Raw genomic sequence first — 18,454 nt, 5'->3', positions numbered from 1 at the left:
AATTTTAAAAAATTTCAGTTTCACTTTTGCATTATAAAAACAGAGGCCTATATTTGCACTCGCTTTGAACGAAAAGCATCTCGGAACCTCCTTAGAAATCGCTAGTTTACTAGTGTATGAGTACCGAAAAAAGAGTATTGCCTCCTTAGCTCAGCTGGTAGAGCAACTGACTTGTAATCAGTAGGTCATTGGTTCGATCCCGATAGGAGGCTCAAAAGAGTCACAGAAATGTGACTCTTTTTTTTATACCCTAAGGTGTATAAAGTCATTGGTTTCTCCCAAGCTTTAGAGCCGATAGAAGACTCATAAAATGGCTGCCTTAACTTTTCTCACAGTCTTTTGTCTTGAATAAAAGATTCGCGAAAGCTAAAATTGATCTTTTATAGTTCATTTGGTCTCTATTTTTTACTGACCTGCGAGGTTTTAAGAAAAACAGAATAACCAATTTGGAATTCGGTAAAGTTATTGTTCAAATATTTTAATTCGTGGTTGAATCTGAATCTTCCGAAAATCTGATTGTCAGAACCTGTATTCCACGACAACAAAAATTCCCAAGTAGTTATCATGTCATTGGCTTTTTCATTATAAACGTTCTTTTCTACGGAGGCAAAATTGAAATTATCACTTAGAGGTTTGAGTTTTGTGAACTTAGATGACAACTGATAACTCCATCGAGACTCTGGGTTAAATAGAAATTTAATATTTGCCCCATACATTAATGTATTTACGTTTTCATCATAGGCTGTTTCTACGGTGTTTACCAAAACAGTATCCTTAACATTAGTAATTCCAATTCCTCCAAAAGCATTCAGGTGAATTGAGACTGACGGCCCCTGCAAATCATAAATATTAATTTCATTAGAGATTCGTGCATAGCTATAGCGATACAGCTCAAGTGGATTTAAATAATTAGTGATTTGGCCGCCATCATTGAACTGCGAAAGCTCTATACTTCTGTTATTTTCCTCAATTTTTGAAATCTCAAGGCTTGGAAGTAAGTGAGTAAACCATCCTTTGCCAGAATTAAACCAAGCGTCAGTTCGTTTTGTCCATAAATTAATGCGTTTGGTAAACTCCAATTGTACCAAACCATTAGGGTTATTCTCGTTTAACCCAACAAAATCTGAAAAGAAATTCAGCTGAAAAAGTTTTGCGGAAGGTGCTTTAAATAACTCTTGCGTTTTTTTAGGGTAAAGCAATATTGCAACATCGGCAGGGCTGAAGTCATTGGTTCTGAGATCCACCTTTCTTTCATATTTTATTACTTCACTCAGCTTAATCGGGTCATACTCCTTAGATAGTTCAGGGTTCAAGCTTATATTGTTGAAATTGAGGATGTTTGCCCTTGTACTAACGCCTATGGAGTAAATATTTGAAAAAATAACCTTTTCTCCAGTTGAGTTGCTTAGCTCAATGATTATGTTTTTTATTGTGCCATCTTCGAAAACTAATTGTGCAGAACCCACCCTTAGGCTATCCACAATATTATTCGATTTATCTCTTAGGTAAACCTTGTCCATCAAAGTGATTTCAGCAATCTTCTGACCGCTATCTGGCGTATTATACAGGGTTGAAATCAATTCTAGAAATGAATCAGAGAGGTTCTGGTTTTCAGCCGCTAGTATTGTGTCAATATTAACTACAAGTGGGGTTAAATCTCCCGCAGCGATTTTTCTCGCTTTTTTGTTATTGATGTGTTCATTCACTACCATGCTTTTGAAGGCACTTAATGTAAAGTAGTTGGTGGTTCTTGTAACATCGAACTGGTCTCCATCAGAGATTTTTATTTCATAAGTGCCTTTATCTGTGCTTGCTTCAATTTTGTAATCTATGTCTTCGATTTTTGTGGTTATGGTTGAGGTTTGAGCAAAAAGAGGAGCGGAAAAAACTAGAAAGAATAAACATGCTAAAAAGTGCCTGGCACCTAATGCAATGTGTTGGTTTATAGGGTTTTTCATGTCGTTTTGATTGGTTCTATGAAAATTTAGAAATAAATTTCGACATAAAAAACAAAATGTTATATATGTTTTGTTATACTATTTTTAATTCAAGGCTTTATATTATTGACTCATATTCATCTATTGGTTAATAGAAGCATGATAATGCGAAATACGGATACTATTCTATTTAATATCTATTAAGCTAAACAGTGTGGTTGGAATACTTTGGTATGAATGTCTGTGAGCTTTAACTATATGTTCTATCTTCTTAAGTCAATCACCTAAGCATATACCTCTTTAAGGTTAAAATGGAGAACACCTCTTTATTATTACATATTTACTTTCAGTTTCCTTCAACTTTGGTATGTCTTAAATAATGCGCATTTATGATAAGATAAGGCGGTATCCGAAAAGCCTGTTTTAAAGAGAGTAGGAATCAATTCAAATTTTAATACCATGTCAATTCAAGTAAAATTCGCAGTTTATGGAGCCCTTAGGGACGGCAATGAAAATCAAGATCAAACAGCCGATGTTACGGAACGGTTACAGCAACTGATTGATGAATCAGGAGGGATAGTGACTATCAATAACAATAGTTTCGGTGATCCATGTCCCGGATTTGGGAAGCACTTTGGTGCGCTATTACTCAATGATGGTACGCCTGTGGCATATGCCTGTGGAGAAGGTCAAACTGTAGACTTTCTACATTGGATAGCTCCGCAAGCTTAATAAACTTTAGACCAGTCAGGTTTTTATACCTGACTGGTCTTTAAATAACTCAGAGCCTTTTAGAATTACTTTTAAACTAATAGTACATGGGTAGTGTTCCACAACCACAATGTGGTTAGCTTTAAATATTCACAGAGAACCTATTATATGCAGGTAACAAGAAGTTGGAGAGAGCAAAGAGTAATGCTAAAAAATAGGTTTTCCGTGCTTAATGATGCGGACTTCGAGTTTGAGGAGGGACAAAAAGAAAGTATGATGGATAAACTTTCGGTGAAACTCAAAAAAACGAGGTCGGAGCTTGAACTGCTTTTTGCTGAACTACAGACTTATTAATTGGAACCCACCAAATACGCATTCCTTTAATCACTTTCTAGAGATTAACCGATTACAGTCAAGCCTGTTTTCCATTAATTGATTTTCCAAATCATCTGACATTTTACGTCAATTGCCCTATCGAGTTTTGCCATGACATAAGCTAAGTTTGTAGTAGAGTTAAACCGTTTTGGCCATGCGTAAATTCTCAATTGTAGCACTTCTTATTTCCGCAGTTTATTCCTTTTCCTTCGCGCAACAGCAGACAGCCGATGTCGAAATTTTCGAGACCTATTATGAAATGAATCCGCTGCTGATGGATAAGATGAAGAAGAAATTCACCCTCGAATTAATTGAGGATGGAGGCATGCTGGAACTCGATAAAATTGAGGTCGATGGAATGAAGTTGACCCTGGAATCTAATATCGAAAACAGGAAAAAGTATAAGAAAATAGTCTTTGAAATAGGGGGAAGAAAGTTGATTACTTCTGGCAAGATTATTATATCCAGGACTCAAGTATATAATCAAGAAAAGAAGGCTCATGAGTATGTGATGGACTATTTCAATATCTGGCCTGAGAAAGATATTCGCTTTTTGGAAAGCGGAAAGGTGTTTGCCGAAAAAGAAAATATCACCAATGAAGTGGTGACTTATGAGGGTGGCTTGCCCTTTGAAGACGGTTCGGTAGAGTATTTCAGAGAGAATGTGCCGCCTTATATTTATTCCAGTCAATTAGACTCTACAGGGCGGTTTGCGAACAAACAGGCGGTGACCCGCTCTGGTGAATACCTGTTTAAAATGCAGACCATTGGTTCATCAAGGCCAGGTATTACCGACCCCAAAATTGGCTATTATAAACCTGGCTTTTTTTATCCAAACTCCTCTTTATCCAGTGATCGAGTCATTGCGCCAGATGCTTATGAGACGGCTGTGATTACGCTAAAGAATGAAGACAAATATGTAGGTTACCCTACAACGGGCATCTACCATTCAAAAGTTTACGGAACATTTACTGGCTATATGTTGCCATTGCTGAAGGAAATAGGCAACGGCTCGGTGCTTTTCAGGGAATTCAATGGCCAATATGAGTGGGCGCTCGTGGTAGACGGTGCCGTTGAAATGACTCTCCCTGCTACTGAGGCAGATAAACCACAACTGAATGAATTGATGAGCAACCTGGACAGCCGGGTTTCTGTGGTAACCCCCAATTACCCCATGGATGCGCCAGCCAAAAAGCAGATTGGTTTAACCTATCCAATAATTTTCGGTGAATTCCAGACGAGAGAATTTGAAAGTCATTCCGGATATGGCGTGAAGTATCACACAACAGATTCCTTGTTTAAGGGCGATCATGGTTATCTGGAAGTAGGTTTCTTCAAAAACGGGAAGCTCGATGGATTGGGATACAGGGTGAAAATGGTGCACACATATAATCCTGAGTTTCCGCACGCTTCAATTGATTATGAGTATAAAGCTTATGCCAAAAAGGTGTATGCAGAAGCCGGAATATTTGAAAACGGAAATCTGAAGGAAGGAAGAGTGATCGACATTCCGAATGATATAATGTATAAATTCTATAACCAATGGTCTGAGCCGGGCATTGAAGGTTTTCATTGGATTGGCAGGGGAGAAGTGCCGATAGATACGCTCACCGAATATGAAACTATTCCTTTTTCCTACCCACTCATTCGTAATACAGAGGTTTATGTAGAAGCATTGAACAGACATCTCAGGGTTATAGACTTCGATGCCGATTTAAAAGCTTTAGTGGTTATGAATGATGATGATCAGAAAACATATATCAATGAGCAATCAGGCAGGGTATTCCAGAGATACAAAAGCAGTCAGACCATCACATACAAATGTCCAACTACTGTGGAACGGGCAAATTACAAAGAGGTAAATGTCAATCATGAAATTCCGCGCTATACCGCTTCTTATCGACAAGTGAAAGGGGTGTACATGACCACTTATTATACTACCACTGTCTATGACCCCATCAGGTATTCTACCAAAAAGACGGTGGTAGATAGTTATGAGCAGGTCGCTTGCCCCAAGTGCAATGGTGAGGGATCCTATAATGTAGGCTATACTACCGATCAATATAGGTTGGTGGATTTTAAGCAGTAGCAAATATGAAATGCTCAGCACTGCGTCTTGTTGGTCATAGTCATTGTGAGCCTGCCTGCCGCTAGGCAGGAAATGAAACCTTAGAAAAGGTTTATTTTAAGAGAATTAGTAAGGTTTTATGACGAAGGAATCTGTCAGTGGGGAAAGGAATGCCAGAGCCATGGAGATTGCCAGGTCACACCTTTTACCCCAATGAATTGTGATAAAAGCTTTGTTCCTCGCAATGACGGCAAGAATAGGCTCCTCCTGTTTCCTGATATACTGATTTCCGATCAACTGACCTCTAACTTTACGTCAATTGCCCTATTGAACTCGCCTGTGTAGCTGAATAGCTTTGTTGAATCCAACAAACAACGTAAGGCTCACCATGAAAAGAATACAGCTCACAATTATTATTGCTTTCATTCATTTTAACCTTTTCGCTCAAAACAGTACTGAGTGTGTGAAAGGCGACTGCCAGAATGGTTATTCATTTGCCAAACTACTTGGGGCCGATGGCAAAGATTATGGCTATCAGGTAGGGTTTTACGAAAACGGTCAGCTCAATGGCATCGCCAACCAAACAGGCGATTTTGGTAAGTTTTGGGGCACTTTTAAAAATGGGAAAAAGCACGGTTTCTTCAGTTATGAAAGTGATGGAAACCTGTATGCCTTTGGTCAATATATAGAAGGGAAGAAGGAGGGGCTGCACGTGGTCAGAACTAAGGCGGGTTATGAGTTTAAAGACTATAAAAACGATGTTCATGTGAGTAATAGCCCTTTGCCAACAACTGGCACCGCACCTTGTGTTATGGGGAATTGCACCAACGGAAAAGGAGTTTCGATCAACGGAAATGACGCGGTGTATAGCACTTGGAAAAACGGGAAAATGGATGGAATGACCATGCAATTTCTAATCTCTGAAAGTAAAATAATTTTTGCGGAATACACTGAAGGAATTGCAAATGGAGTTCAAATGACTTGGTATTTCGACCAAACCGCGGAAATAGCTCAGATGAAGAACGGTCTGAAGCACGGAAATTTCTTGAAAAGAAATACAGAGAACAAGCACGAGGCGGCAACTTATACGGACGGCACATTGGTAAAATCATTCTAAGGCCTCGCGTCATTCATAAAGCTTAAAATTCACTCACTATGAAAAGATATTTCACATCCATCGCTCTTATTTTATTTTACCAATTGGCTATAGCTCAAGTAAGTGTTCCGCCAGCGCAAATAGAAGCTCACCCTAGTTACGCAGCCTATCAACAGGCCAAGCAATCAAAAAATATTAGCGCTAAACTCAATGCTGCAATCAATCTGTTAGAGGTTTATCCAGAAAACTCTCAAGCCTTTATTTTGGCTTCTACAGCGCTTTACGATAATAGTAAGCCCACCAATGCGGTCGATTTGGCCCAATGGTCGGTGGCCTATAACAGCTACGATATTCCAAATAGCTATTATGGGTTTATTTATGCTGTTTTTGCAAATCAGCCAATAGAGGCAGAACAGTTTTTAAGAAATATGCAAACCATGGGGGCAGATGCTACCACCATGCAAAGGAATTACGAAAATCTAAGTGCTTATGTAAACTCCCTTTCAAATTATCCTCAACTGGCCAATTCGGTGCAAAGGGCTAGGGCTGCACTGACAAACTTTAGCCAAGAAAGTATAGCTAGGGCCAAAGCTACTTTCGAAAATTTGGCATCTAGCCTTGGGGCAACATATGAAGGTATAGCAAATAACACCACTGCCGATAAGATTTTGGCCGATTGGGTAGCTGCTGAAGCTGCAGTGAAGGAGGGTTTGATTTCCAGGTCATTATATGCAGATGCCTTTGTGAGTATTGTAGGTATGGCCGAAAAAGTGAATTTTACTTTCGGGCAAAAGTTAGAGCCGCATTTAGAGAAGATCGTTTTCGATCAGGCCAACTATAATATTGCTTCGCGCTACCGTGCATATGTAAGGTTAGCCAGTCTTCAAGCATCGTTAAAGCGTTGGGATAAAGTAGAGTCTGCCAGCAACCTAATGTTGGCCGACTTGAAAGGCAACATTCCTTCAAACGCTGTATTGGCCAAAATTTACTTCTACCTTACAATGTCGCTTACCGAGCAGCGAAAGCTTGCTGACGCTTCGGGAATGGCCGATGCCTATGTGAATATTTTACCGAAGATAAAATCGCCAGAATATTTGGCCGAGGCTTATTATGTAATCTTAAGGGCCTATGCTTTCAATAAGGAAGTGGAAAAGGGTAAGGCCATAGTTCAGCGTGCCGAAAACTTCCTTAAAATTCCGGGAGTCGAAAAATACGATTATGTAAACTTTGCGAAAAACGGAATTTCTACCACGGCCAATATTCTTGGGGGTGGAGGAGCATTGGAACTCACGGGCAATCCCTACAATGATGGTGTTCGATTGATGGACGCTAAACAATATGCCGAAGCAGTTGAGCAGTTTGAAAAGGCCAGAGCAGAAGAAATATCTGCTTTAGAAAAGTTAGACCCTTTGGCGCAGCGTGGTTACCTCGATAAATTTCAGCGTATTAATGGTTTTTTGGCTTCAACTTATTACGAAACCAAGCAGTTCGATAAAATTTATGATGTGATTGAGTCCAATCGATCTTATTCGCTTTTGAATGACAAAAGGAGTGGAAAGAAACAACTGAGCTTAAAGGAACTTCAGTCTATTTTGGGTGAAAAAGAAGCCTACCTTTCTTTTATCGATGTTTCTAAAGGTACAACCTACGAAGGTACTTACCTCATGTGTTTGGTTACCAAAAATGAAGTGTTTACCCGATACAACAGATCGGCTGGGGCTTTTGTAGATTTATTAGAGAACGATCCTGAACTGGTTGTTTTAGAGAAGGAACTGGCAAAACAAGAGTTTAGAAGTCCGAACCTAGATTATTTAACAGGCGAGAAAACCCGCAAACTCAATATGTTTGCTCCAGGCGAATTTAAACTGATGACCCAGTATTTACGCAAGCATATGGAAGCCAAAGTAGTGGATGGACAATATGTTTTCTTTCAGAAAGAGAAAGTACCTGACCTGTTAAAGCGCTTCCACATCACGTTTATCGATGGTTTGGAAGAAAAACTGCAAGGCATTACCAAGCTCACCATCAGCCCAGAAGGCTTAATCAGTACTATTCCCTTTGATGCCCTAATTGATATTAACGGACGCTATTTGGCTGAACGCTTTGAGATTGGTTACATCCCCAATGCCGCATTGCTTGCTACTTTGAGAAGTCAACCGAAAAAGACTTATGAGAAAAACGTACTAGGTTTTGGAGGTGCAACTTACGCTAACTACACTGCCGCTAAGGCACCGTTGAATTCACTGGGTGATTTAGAAAAACTGCGATACCGTGTGCGCGAAGATTTACAAAAAAACCAACCGCTTGACTATGCTTTTGCCACTTTTCAAGGAGAAGAGCCTATGGCATACTTGCAGGGAGGAAGAAAGGAAGTGGTAGTGATTAACGACCTTATTCCAAATAGCGAAACTCGCTTAGACGATATGATGACTGAGCAGGAGCTGAAGCGCATGAGCAAAGCGAATGAACTAGGCAAGTTCAAGGCTGTCCATTTGTCGAGCCACGCCAGCGTACATCCTTATGTTTTTGATTTAAGCTCTATTGCCATGACGGTAAAGCCAACGCCAGTAAACGGAGAAGACGGAATGCTTGTAGTAGGAGAGCTAGAAAAACTGAATTTGCCTGTTGATTTTGTAATGCTTAGTGCTTGTCAAACTGCGCTAGGAGTAGAGTCGCCAGGCGATGGCATTAAAGGCTTGAATCAGGCCCTTTTCAATGCAGGCGTCAACAGCAGCCTTACTTCTTTATGGAGTGTAAGTGACACGGGAACCATGTATTTAAGTGTAGAGCTTTACCGCAGAATGTTCAATCAAAAAATGGCGACTACAGCCGCTTTGGCCGAAGTAAAACGCAATTTTATTACAGGTGAATACGGAGATCAAACCCACCCATACTTCTGGGCTCCATTTATCTATACTGGGTATTGATTGTTTAGAAGTTTAATATTCAATGTTTTGCCGTGGGCTTATGGCTCACGGTTTTTTTGATTTGGGGCATTGCGAACCTGCTACAACTCTTCGAAGTGGTGGTGCTTGCGTGAAGCAATCTCAATTTCAAATTATATAATCTCCTTGCTAGAGACTGCTTCGTTACAGTCCATTGCTGCCGCATGGCCTGCTTCTGCGCCAACGCTGAAGCTAAGGTGTAAGCGTTCGCAGTGACGCTCCGATTGGGCGTTTGTGGTGGTTTTGATTCAAGAATAATGTGTGAATGAGACTGTTATTAACCGAATATACCTGCGTTACCCGTCATTGCGAACCTGCTACAACTCTTCGAAGTGGTGGTGTTTACGTGAAGCAATCTCACTGTCCCGTTAAGCAATACTTAAGATTGCTTCGTCATAAGCTTTTGCTATCGCAACGCTTATTTCTCGCAATGACGCTCCGAATGAGCGTTTGCAGTAACGTGAGTTAAGGATAAAATGAAGCAATTTTAATGAATTTTATTAATTTGAGTTTATGTCAAAAGGAGGTTTTGTCTATATAGTAACCAATTTAAACCATTCTACTCTTTATACAGGAGTTACCTCTGATTTGATTTCACGAACAATTCAACATCGCGAGAAACATTTTCCAAATTCCTTTACTGCCAAGTATAAATGCTGTAAGCTAGTGTATTATAAGGCCTTTGGTCATATAGAATCGGCAATAGAAGAAGAGAAAAGAATTAAAGGAGGCTCAAGGGCGAAGAAAATCGAGTTGATAGAATCTATGAATCCGGACTGGGAAGACCTCTATAATCACATTAAGGATTGGTGAAATGGTTAGAGATTGCTTCGTCATGATCTTCCGCTATCGCGAATCTCATTCCTCGCAATGACGGTAACCGCAAGTATATTCTGTTAATATTAGCATCATACACATATTACTCTTGAATAAAATCACCACAAATGCCAAATCGGAGCGTCACTGCGAGGCACAGACCATGCGATAGCAATGGACTGTAACGAAGCAGTCTCTAGCAAGCAGGGTATGTTATTTGAGATTGAGGTTGCTTCACGCAAGCACCATCACTTCGAAAAACTTTAGCAGGTTCGCAATGACGCTCCGAATGAGCTATGTCAGTTGAACCGTCTAGCAATAAAACATTATCCTATTCCCCTGATCCACCGATCCCTGATTAACTGATTCCTGTTTCACAATCCCCCAATGACTAATGACCAATCAACTAATGACCAATTAACCATTGACCAATACCTAAACTTACGTCAATTGCCTTATTGAACTGCTAGTACTTCCGAAATAGCTTTGTAGAACATTAAATTCTGGAAACTCATGTACAAAAAGCTTTGGTTCATTTGCCTGTTTATCTTCACTTTATCGTTTGTCGCATGCGATACTACCGATGATAGCGACCCTACTCAAGGATCCCTGGCTAATATTTCCTTCAAGAAGATTATGGAGCTTTCTCCCTTTGCCGCTGCGGAAAATATCAGTGTAAGCCCTAATGAGAAATACATGATATTTTCATACCGAGAGAATACCACGGTAAAGAATTATTATTCCAAAGATGGAGGGGAATCAGTTCAAGAGCTATTTATCTATGGAAATAACAAAGACAAGCCGATTCAAACCAATATTAGTAACAATGGTCTATTTGTAACTTCCGATGGAGGAGTTTATGACCTCAACAATATCAGGTCAGGTTCTGCGGCTGTGCATTATGCTACTGGAGTAACAGATTCTGGAAAGTTAATCTACATTCAGAATGAGGGTGCCAATGGCAAAACTTTCTTTATCGATAATAATGGTACTTATGAAAGTACTGGAGTTCAGTTAACCATGGATGAAGATTTCTACCTCGGTACTTCAGGCGAAAAAATGGGCTTTTTCGATTGGCGGAACAGAATTATTGCTGAATTCGATGTGAGTACACAAACCTACACCCAAACTACTTTAGCAGACTTAAACTATTCAAGCCTATATGGACTTGGAAATAGCCGGAATAAAGTAAAAACAGCCTATAGCTATGGCCATTTTGCTTATGCGAAAGAGGGCGGGGTAATTATTATTACCCCAAGCCAAGAAATTCGGTACTATAATTACCCAGCCGATTATCAGATTTGGCAAAACACCGAAGGCGGTATGAAGCTCTTTGGCGGCCATGCTTATGTAAATATTTTCGATAGGTGGGGTGCGAAAAAGGTATATGTAGCTTCAGGCACCACCGTAGAACCAGTTGACCATGACTTTGCCGTTTGCCGAGTAGGAGAAACAACCTATACACAAGGTTTTATTGAGAATGGTGACCGATTCAGAGGTGGAATCATCAAAACTGTGAACGCACGTCTAGAATATCTTCCTTTAGATATGGGCTATAAGTATCCATCGGGCTATATGTTCGGAAAAACTTATCTGGTAGGTGATTATGCTTATGCCGAAGACAAGGTTTTCGATACCAAAAGTGGAAAATATGCCACTTCTCCGACAGGCGAGATTACCAGCATATTCTATGATGGTGGAAGAACTATTGCTTACACCGAATCGGGAACATATACGACTGTCAACGGAAGAGACTGGAACCTGGAGACGACAGATAAGCCTGCTCCAGAACTCGTGACCAAAGGAACTGATGGAATTTATCATGCATTGACGGTCCATTTAAAAGTTTATGTATCACCTAGTACCCAAGCCAGAACCTATTCGGTGGACTTAAAAGCTTATACCTCTAACAATGGTATCAATTGGACGGAAGTAACCGGCTCTGCTGCGAATCACTTGGGCTATGGACCGCGCCTCATCAGTTCAGATGGTGTGGTCTATACTAAAGACACGAATGCAGGAAGTATAGGCTCTGCCAAATTGAGTGAAGACTATGGTGCAAGCTGGCAAGGAATATTAAATGGTAGAAACTTGACTAAAGATGAGCCACTGCCTGACGGTTTCAAAACCAGTCAGTTTGAGTTGAGCACAGGGAAGTTTGTATCCATTGTATTCGAATTTAGTGGAGAAATGGGGATTTCAGTTTGCGACAGCTCCACAGGTGGATGCACAGATCAAGTACTTCAGGTGAGTTTCGATGCTTCTGACATGTATACGCATGATGAAGAAATTACCTTAACAGCTAACGATGAGTTTGTATTCAATACGTTGGACGGTATTTACTTGTCGAGCAGCATTCGCTAAGCCTAATGAAAGAACAACTTCCTTTAGCGCCAGAAGACATTAAGAGGCTGAGAAAGCACCTTATTCCCATGATGATTTTTCCAATCATGGTGGTGGTTATGTTTGGCCTTTTCGCCTCCTTTGTTTTCGAAGATATTTTTGAAACTTTCGGTAGCGACAGCAGCGGAAAAATTATGCTGGCTGTATTTGGCTTGTTCTTTTTCGGGATTATCGGTTATATGATATGGTCCGCTTCAGTTGACTTAAAAAGAGGTTTTAAATATAGAATTACAGGCAAAGTTACCGACAAACGCTTAAATGTAACCACGTCAACCACTACAGGCAGTGGTGGTTCAAGAGGGGCGAGCGGAACTAGTACTAAAACCACCAGAAATTACTTTTTATACATCGATGGAGAAGAGTATTCTGTAGAATATAAAGAATATACGCGAACCAAAGTTGGTTCTCATGTGGTACTAGACCAAGCGCCAAAATCTAAACTTACTTTAAAACTTACCGAAGAACAACCAGCAGATTTCGATCAAAAAGTAGCGGAAGAAAAGAAAACCGAGAATAGAAAGTTTTTAGAAAGCACAGTTCAGGAAGTTCGCCTTAGCGACCGCGACCTAGAGGCCATAAAGGGTATTTATACTGCCGAAAAGAATAGACGGTTTATGTTTATGGGGCCTGTGCTAATTTTTGACCTGATGTTAATTGCTAATGGTTTATGGACTTTCGTGTTGGTGATTTTTCCGCTTCTGCTTGTGCCCTTATATCAGTTTTATAGGGTGTTGAGAAGTTACATGAGGTACAACAATGCAAAGCTTTACGGATACAAAATAGGATACACAGCCTTGGTAGAAGATAAATTGACTTTCACTTCTAACCGTTCGGGCAATGTAAATAGGGTAGTTACTACCAGGGGCACTATTAATGTAAATACCCTTCTTTACGATAAGCTTTCCGTGGGCGATAAAGTTATTTTATTCGCTCCAAAGCAGGGTAAACATTACTTAAGTTTGGTCACTTTAGACAAAGAAGAGTTTCATTTAGGATAAAGGGAATGGCTAATAATTTTCAAATCACAAATCACAAATCACAAACTTCAAAACTCAAAACTCAATAATCCAAATGAACAATGCCTAATGACTATTGACCAGTGTTACATTATTTACCCTATTTATTCCCGGCTTGAGTTTGAGTAACTTTGTGATGACTAAATACCATATTCCGATGAAGAACATGAAACAACTAAAGCAATCGACAAAAACAGTTTTTGGTGTGGCCATGCTCATGCTAATGAGTTTCAATCTTTCGGCACAAGCAATTGTAGAGGGAGGACTTTTTCAGCGTTACTATAACATGAACCAGAAAAAGTTAGAGGAGATGAAGGAACTCAAAAGACTAGCCTGGTCAGAATACAGTAAGTTGGTAGATGTCTCCCTAGTAAAAGCAGAAGGCGAATATCTGGCTGCACAGAGGAGCAAAAAGAAGTACGATGAACTCACCTTCACCTTAGACGGTAGAAAGCTGGTAACCTCGGGCAAAGTATATTTTAGCAAGAGCACGGTTGAGCGCAATGGATATTACGTGCCTAAAATAGGTGGTGTATCCATAGTGCCGAACTCAGATATACGCTATCAGGGTAGTGGTAAATTGTTCGCGAGTATAGAAGATATCGAAGGCAGTATCATCAAATCTTCAGGCAATCTATACAACGAAGATGGTAGCGTTTTTTATAGCGAAGAGCTAGACGAAACCGGCCAATACATTTACCGGACGGCTATAAAACCAAATGGCGACTACGACTTTATGTTGTACTCACCCAATGGTTCGCAAAGAGACAAAGCCGATAAATTTGGGGTCTATAGCCCTAATATGGTTTATCCATTTAGTGCCGGTGGTACCCAGTATATTTCGCCAGAGGCCAGAGAAATTTCACTGATCAATTTTGAGAATGGAGATAAGTACATCGGCTTCTCTACTGCCGGAACTTATGACACGCGAGGCTCGGGTACTTTTACCGGCTATATGCCCACACTTTTTATGGAATATGGCAACGGAGGCGTCTTCTTTCTAGAGCGACCATGGGCAGAACAGCCTTATTCATGGGCTTTGGTGGTAGATGGCGAAGTGGAAATGACTATTCCTGCCGATATATCCGAAAAGCCGCAAGTCGATAGCCTGCTGAATAACCTGGAGGTCAATATGTCCTACTATCCGTACCCCATTTATATGTTGGATGAGAAGGAGAAAAAGGATGCCATATGGTGGCCAACCATGTCGGGACAAATGCTAAGTAAAGACACCGCCAATCTCAATGGTTATGGCATCAAGTTTCATACGGCTGATTCTGCTTTTAGAGGCGACCATTCTTACCTAGAGGTCGGCACATTTCAAAATGGAAAACTGCATGGAATGGGGTATAGGGTGAACATTACCAGACTTTATAACAACAAGTTTTCAAGCCGACCGAAAAACGAAACCGAAGACTATGATGCTTTTGCTGCTCGTGTAAAAGGTGCTGCTGGGGTTTTTAACAATGGTGAATTGGTAGATGGTCGCGTGCTGGATATTGACAATGCCCGCAAAACCTATAAAAACGGTAACCGCTGGAAGCACATTCCAGTTGAAGGTTTTGCCTCTATTGGCAATGTGCCACTTAGCTTTAAAGGAAGTCTTTATTATGGCGATATGCCTTACACCGATTTACCTAAGGACAAGGCCAATATCTATGTAGCCGAAATTCAGCGCATAATAAAGGTGCTGGAAATTGACACCACCAGAAAGGCCCTTAAAGTAATGGGCGACTATGACGAACCCGTTTGGCTAGATGAAAACTCCGGGCCGCTTTATTGGCTCTACTCTGTAAATAGTGCTTCAACGAGTTTCTGCCCAAGAACCATTACTCGTAAGAAGTTTAAGGAGATTAATGTGAAGAAATCTATACCGCGCAACACCACCACGGTGCGAAAGGTGAATGGAGCCATAGTAGATTATTACTACACCACCCGCAAGAGCGACCCGATAGAATATACCGTAAAAGAAACCGTGTTAGATGGCTATGAAACCGTAACCTGTCCGGTTTGCCATGGCGAAGGAATTGTAAGTATAAAAGCCCTTGCAAGCCAGTATAAACAGCTGGTATTTCATTGATAAGATAAATAGTAGTCTTTAGTTGAGTCTCAGGTGTATACCTGTTTAGTTGAAAAAGCAGCACTGTATGGTGCTGCTTTTTTGTTGACGGTTTGGGTATGATGAGTGGGGATTGAAATGCGATAGTTTTCCATCTGCGGACGATGTGAGCCAAAGCTGTGGTTTAAGTTATATTTCATTTTCGCAAACGTCAAAGCGCAGCTTTGGCAGGGTGTAAGCAGAGAAGCTTCGGCACTACCTTTAGCCGTATTATTTTACCTACCGTTTATAATTAATATTTCATCAATTTGATATTCTTTTAAACCACAGTCGGTTATACCAATCCATTTATCCGCTCCTTGTTGAAGCATCTTAAAATGGCAGTACTCTTTTAGCTTCCTGGTTAGAAAATGTTTGTCAGGATGAGTCATATAGGTAATTCCCCATTTTTTGTTTTCATGCCTGCCAACTAAGGTGAAGTCGTGAACTTCTTTGTCTTTTCTTACGGCCTTTTTAATTATCTCGAGTCTCGAAATAAACTCCTTTTGAGTCTTTGGGCTTAAATCTAGAAGAAATAGTGTTGCACTTGTCCTGTGACGCACTGAGCTATTTTCAATTATGTCAATTAGGCGTCTCATTTTTCTATCAAGCTTGTAGCTTGGTTTTGGATAAGTCTTTTTCGTTATGCCTTCCAAGTAAAAATAGTACTGATTAAATTCATCCAAAAACTGAGGTAGGGTAATTGTATCCATCTCATTTTCAGGGTCTATTCCTTCAAAGTAAAGTCCATAATTCAGGAAATTTCCTAACACATCTATTTCGTCAGTTATCCGGTATTTTTTTTCTTCGAAAAACTTAGATCTACGTTCGATGTAGTAAGGGAACAAGGAAGGAAAATCAAGAATATCTCTCAGTACTAGGATATCATATATGCTCACTATATAAGGATAATGTTCGCCTTGAAAAAAATCTAGTTTGTTCGACTTCTTGATTAGTGGAGCGATGTGTCCTAGTGGAGCGAAAGAATTTATAATAATAAATTTGTGCTCAAAATCATTCGACTTGATACTTATCGGTTTTTGATTCTTTGGTTTAAACTCAACAACATCTTTGGAGTCAATATATTCAAGTGTTTTAATGCCTTGAGAATATGCTTTTTTAAATATTTCGTCAAGGTGTTTTTCAACTCTACTAACTCCACCTCTTTTGGCCGAATCTGTAATCCTATTCCCTTTGGATTCCAATACAAATAAACAATCATCCCATACGACTATTCCATCTGTTTCACCATTCTTGCCATTGAAGGAGTATTCACACTCTTTGTAAAAATTAGAATCTGGGATTATGTCTTTTATAGTTGATACTGATTTATCAATTAGATAGTCATGCTTTGTAGAAGTGTATCTATTAAGTAGTTTTTTAGAGGTGTTCAACAGAGTTTCTTCAAAAAGTTTATCTAGAGACCAATCTAATAGTGCAGGTGCAGGGACGATATATCTGTTTTCTGCACTGATAATTGGTCTTTCCTTTAATGGATGTATCGCTTGTGGTTCCCAAAAAGAACTTTCTATTGATTGAAAAGTAATGCTTAAAGCATCTAGAAATGATTGAACTTTAGTCAATTGAATTTTACTGAATTTTGAAAGTTCAGCAGCTGTAAAAGAGTAGAAATACCCCAAAGTAACTGATGCATATAATTCGGCATGAGAGTTGAAATGTTTTTTAAGGTCTTTTTTAGAGAGTTTTGATATTTTCTCAAGTAAATGTTTGGAGTAGAATTCAGCTGGAGGCACTTTGCTAGATTTGTATCTCAAAATTTCAAAGTACTTCTTTTCAGAAGTTTGAATGGATTGTGTGATACAGCTTTTGGATTTATCCAAAATTAGATCACCAATTGATAAACATAATTCAATTGCTTCAACTACGGAGAAACCTAGATAATGCTCGATTTCTGTATTGAATTGTGAAAATAACTCCTCAAATACTTCCCAATGATGAGTATCAAACGCTGGATTTCTGACGTAATATTCTTCACTCTCAAAGTTTCTAGCTATTTCTTCCATGGAATCTAGATCATTATTTCTTTCAGACTTTTGAGAGAAGTTTTTAATAAATGGAACTTTAGAAACTATTGATAATCCACAGGTTTGAATTTCTTGTATTGATTCATAGAATTTAGCAGGGTCAGTTAGCTCTAAATCACCTATATGGAAAGGTTGTTTTAAACATAAAAGAGAAATGTATTCGGCAACTATAGGAAGAGTGTTTGGTTGATAATCTCTGTAATCGTCAGCTGGTTTAATATTATTTATATAGCTGATATTGGCGATAACATTGAATGAACCGATTTGAGGTATAAGTTCTTGAATTCTCTTGAGGGAGTATTCAACATCTTTTTGATTATTAATAACTAATTCTTCAAGTTGTTTTTTCCACTCTTTCTCATTGAATTCTGGCTTGTGCATGCTTAAGGATTATAGTGGATAACATTAGCTATCGTGCACTTTTATGCACGATATAATTCAGTTTTATTCACGATAGCCTTTACTATTCTATGGCTATCGTGACTTTTTGTTTCCAGAAAAGCACAGAAGTTTAAAAAAGTACGTGTGTGTTTTTCTTCTCGGAAGAAAAGAATTTAAAAGAATAATTACAAGAGAGGGGAGTGATTAGTTGTCACAGGCCTGCGTTTCAGCTCCAAACCCGATTAACTGATAACTGATCCACAAATGACCAATTTTCCTAGTCAATGCCGTGAGAGATGCTGAAACAAGTTCAGCAGGACGCTGTATGGCTGGCTTTGAGCTAACCCCAACTTTTAACCATGAACCAAGAACTCGGAACTTTCTTCCTCTTTTCCGATTAACCGATAACTGATCCACCAATCCTCAATTTTCCTAGTCAATGCCGTGAGAGATGCTGAAATAAATTCAGCAGGACGATGTATGACTGGCTTTGAGCTAACCCCAACTTTTAGCCATGAACTATAAACTAGGAGCTTGCTTCCTCTTTTCCGATTAACTGATAA

The 18,454-nt window shown here is 39.5% G+C and carries 11 protein-coding genes and 1 tRNA gene; 10 read left to right on the top strand and 2 right to left on the bottom strand.

The window, feature by feature from the left end:
* The first annotated feature begins 139 nt into the window (after positions 1-139).
* Positions 140-212: transfer RNA gene (locus OB69_RS14325), tRNA-Thr, on the top strand.
* 186 nt (positions 213-398) lie between these two features.
* Here OB69_RS14325 and OB69_RS14320 read toward each other — a convergent pair.
* Positions 399-1,958, bottom strand: a complete 1,560-nt coding sequence (locus OB69_RS14320; protein ID WP_053224436.1) for a hypothetical protein — start codon at positions 1,956-1,958, stop codon at positions 399-401.
* 438 nt (positions 1,959-2,396) lie between these two features.
* Between OB69_RS14320 and OB69_RS14315 the strand changes: the two genes are divergently transcribed.
* The 9 genes from OB69_RS14315 to OB69_RS14275 all read left to right on the top strand — a co-directional run bounded on the left by OB69_RS14315 (position 2,397) and on the right by OB69_RS14275 (position 15,447).
* Positions 2,397-2,669, top strand: coding sequence for a hypothetical protein (locus OB69_RS14315; protein ID WP_053224435.1), 273 nt, complete (start codon positions 2,397-2,399; stop codon positions 2,667-2,669).
* Between the two features lie 147 nt (positions 2,670-2,816).
* Positions 2,817-3,002, top strand: a complete 186-nt coding sequence (locus tag OB69_RS14310; RefSeq protein WP_053224434.1) for a hypothetical protein — start codon at positions 2,817-2,819, stop codon at positions 3,000-3,002.
* A 175-nt stretch (positions 3,003-3,177) separates the two neighbouring features.
* Complete coding sequence (locus OB69_RS14305; RefSeq protein ID WP_053224433.1) at positions 3,178-5,112, top strand: hypothetical protein; 1,935 nt, start codon at positions 3,178-3,180, stop codon at positions 5,110-5,112.
* A gap of 367 nt (positions 5,113-5,479) precedes the next feature.
* Positions 5,480-6,208, top strand: a complete 729-nt coding sequence (locus tag OB69_RS14300) for a toxin-antitoxin system YwqK family antitoxin (RefSeq protein ID WP_053224432.1) — start codon at positions 5,480-5,482, stop codon at positions 6,206-6,208.
* A 38-nt stretch (positions 6,209-6,246) separates the two neighbouring features.
* Positions 6,247-9,114: a CHAT domain-containing protein gene (locus OB69_RS14295; protein WP_053224431.1), complete on the top strand. Its 2,868-nt coding sequence runs from the start codon at positions 6,247-6,249 to the stop codon at positions 9,112-9,114.
* A gap of 531 nt (positions 9,115-9,645) precedes the next feature.
* Positions 9,646-9,945: a GIY-YIG nuclease family protein gene (locus tag OB69_RS14290; protein ID WP_053224430.1), complete on the top strand. Its 300-nt coding sequence runs from the start codon at positions 9,646-9,648 to the stop codon at positions 9,943-9,945.
* Positions 9,946-10,461: 516 nt separating this feature from the next.
* Positions 10,462-12,312: a hypothetical protein gene (locus OB69_RS14285; protein WP_053224429.1), complete on the top strand. Its 1,851-nt coding sequence runs from the start codon at positions 10,462-10,464 to the stop codon at positions 12,310-12,312.
* 5 nt (positions 12,313-12,317) lie between these two features.
* Positions 12,318-13,349: a hypothetical protein gene (locus OB69_RS14280; protein WP_053224428.1), complete on the top strand. Its 1,032-nt coding sequence runs from the start codon at positions 12,318-12,320 to the stop codon at positions 13,347-13,349.
* A 175-nt stretch (positions 13,350-13,524) separates the two neighbouring features.
* On the top strand, positions 13,525-15,447 hold the full coding sequence (locus OB69_RS14275) for a hypothetical protein (protein WP_053224427.1): 1,923 nt from the start codon (positions 13,525-13,527) through the stop codon (positions 15,445-15,447).
* A 254-nt stretch (positions 15,448-15,701) separates the two neighbouring features.
* On the opposite strand, the gene OB69_RS14270 is transcribed toward OB69_RS14275, so the two are convergent.
* Positions 15,702-17,891 (bottom strand): hypothetical protein, encoded by a 2,190-nt coding sequence (locus OB69_RS14270; protein WP_053224426.1) that lies wholly within the window; start codon positions 17,889-17,891, stop codon positions 15,702-15,704.
* Between the last annotated feature and the right edge of the window lie 563 nt (positions 17,892-18,454).

Source organism: Roseivirga seohaensis subsp. aquiponti (genome assembly GCF_001267955.1).
Lineage (GTDB): Bacteria > Bacteroidota > Bacteroidia > Cytophagales > Cyclobacteriaceae > Roseivirga > Roseivirga seohaensis.
This window is presented reverse-complemented; position numbering and strand designations above follow the sequence as displayed.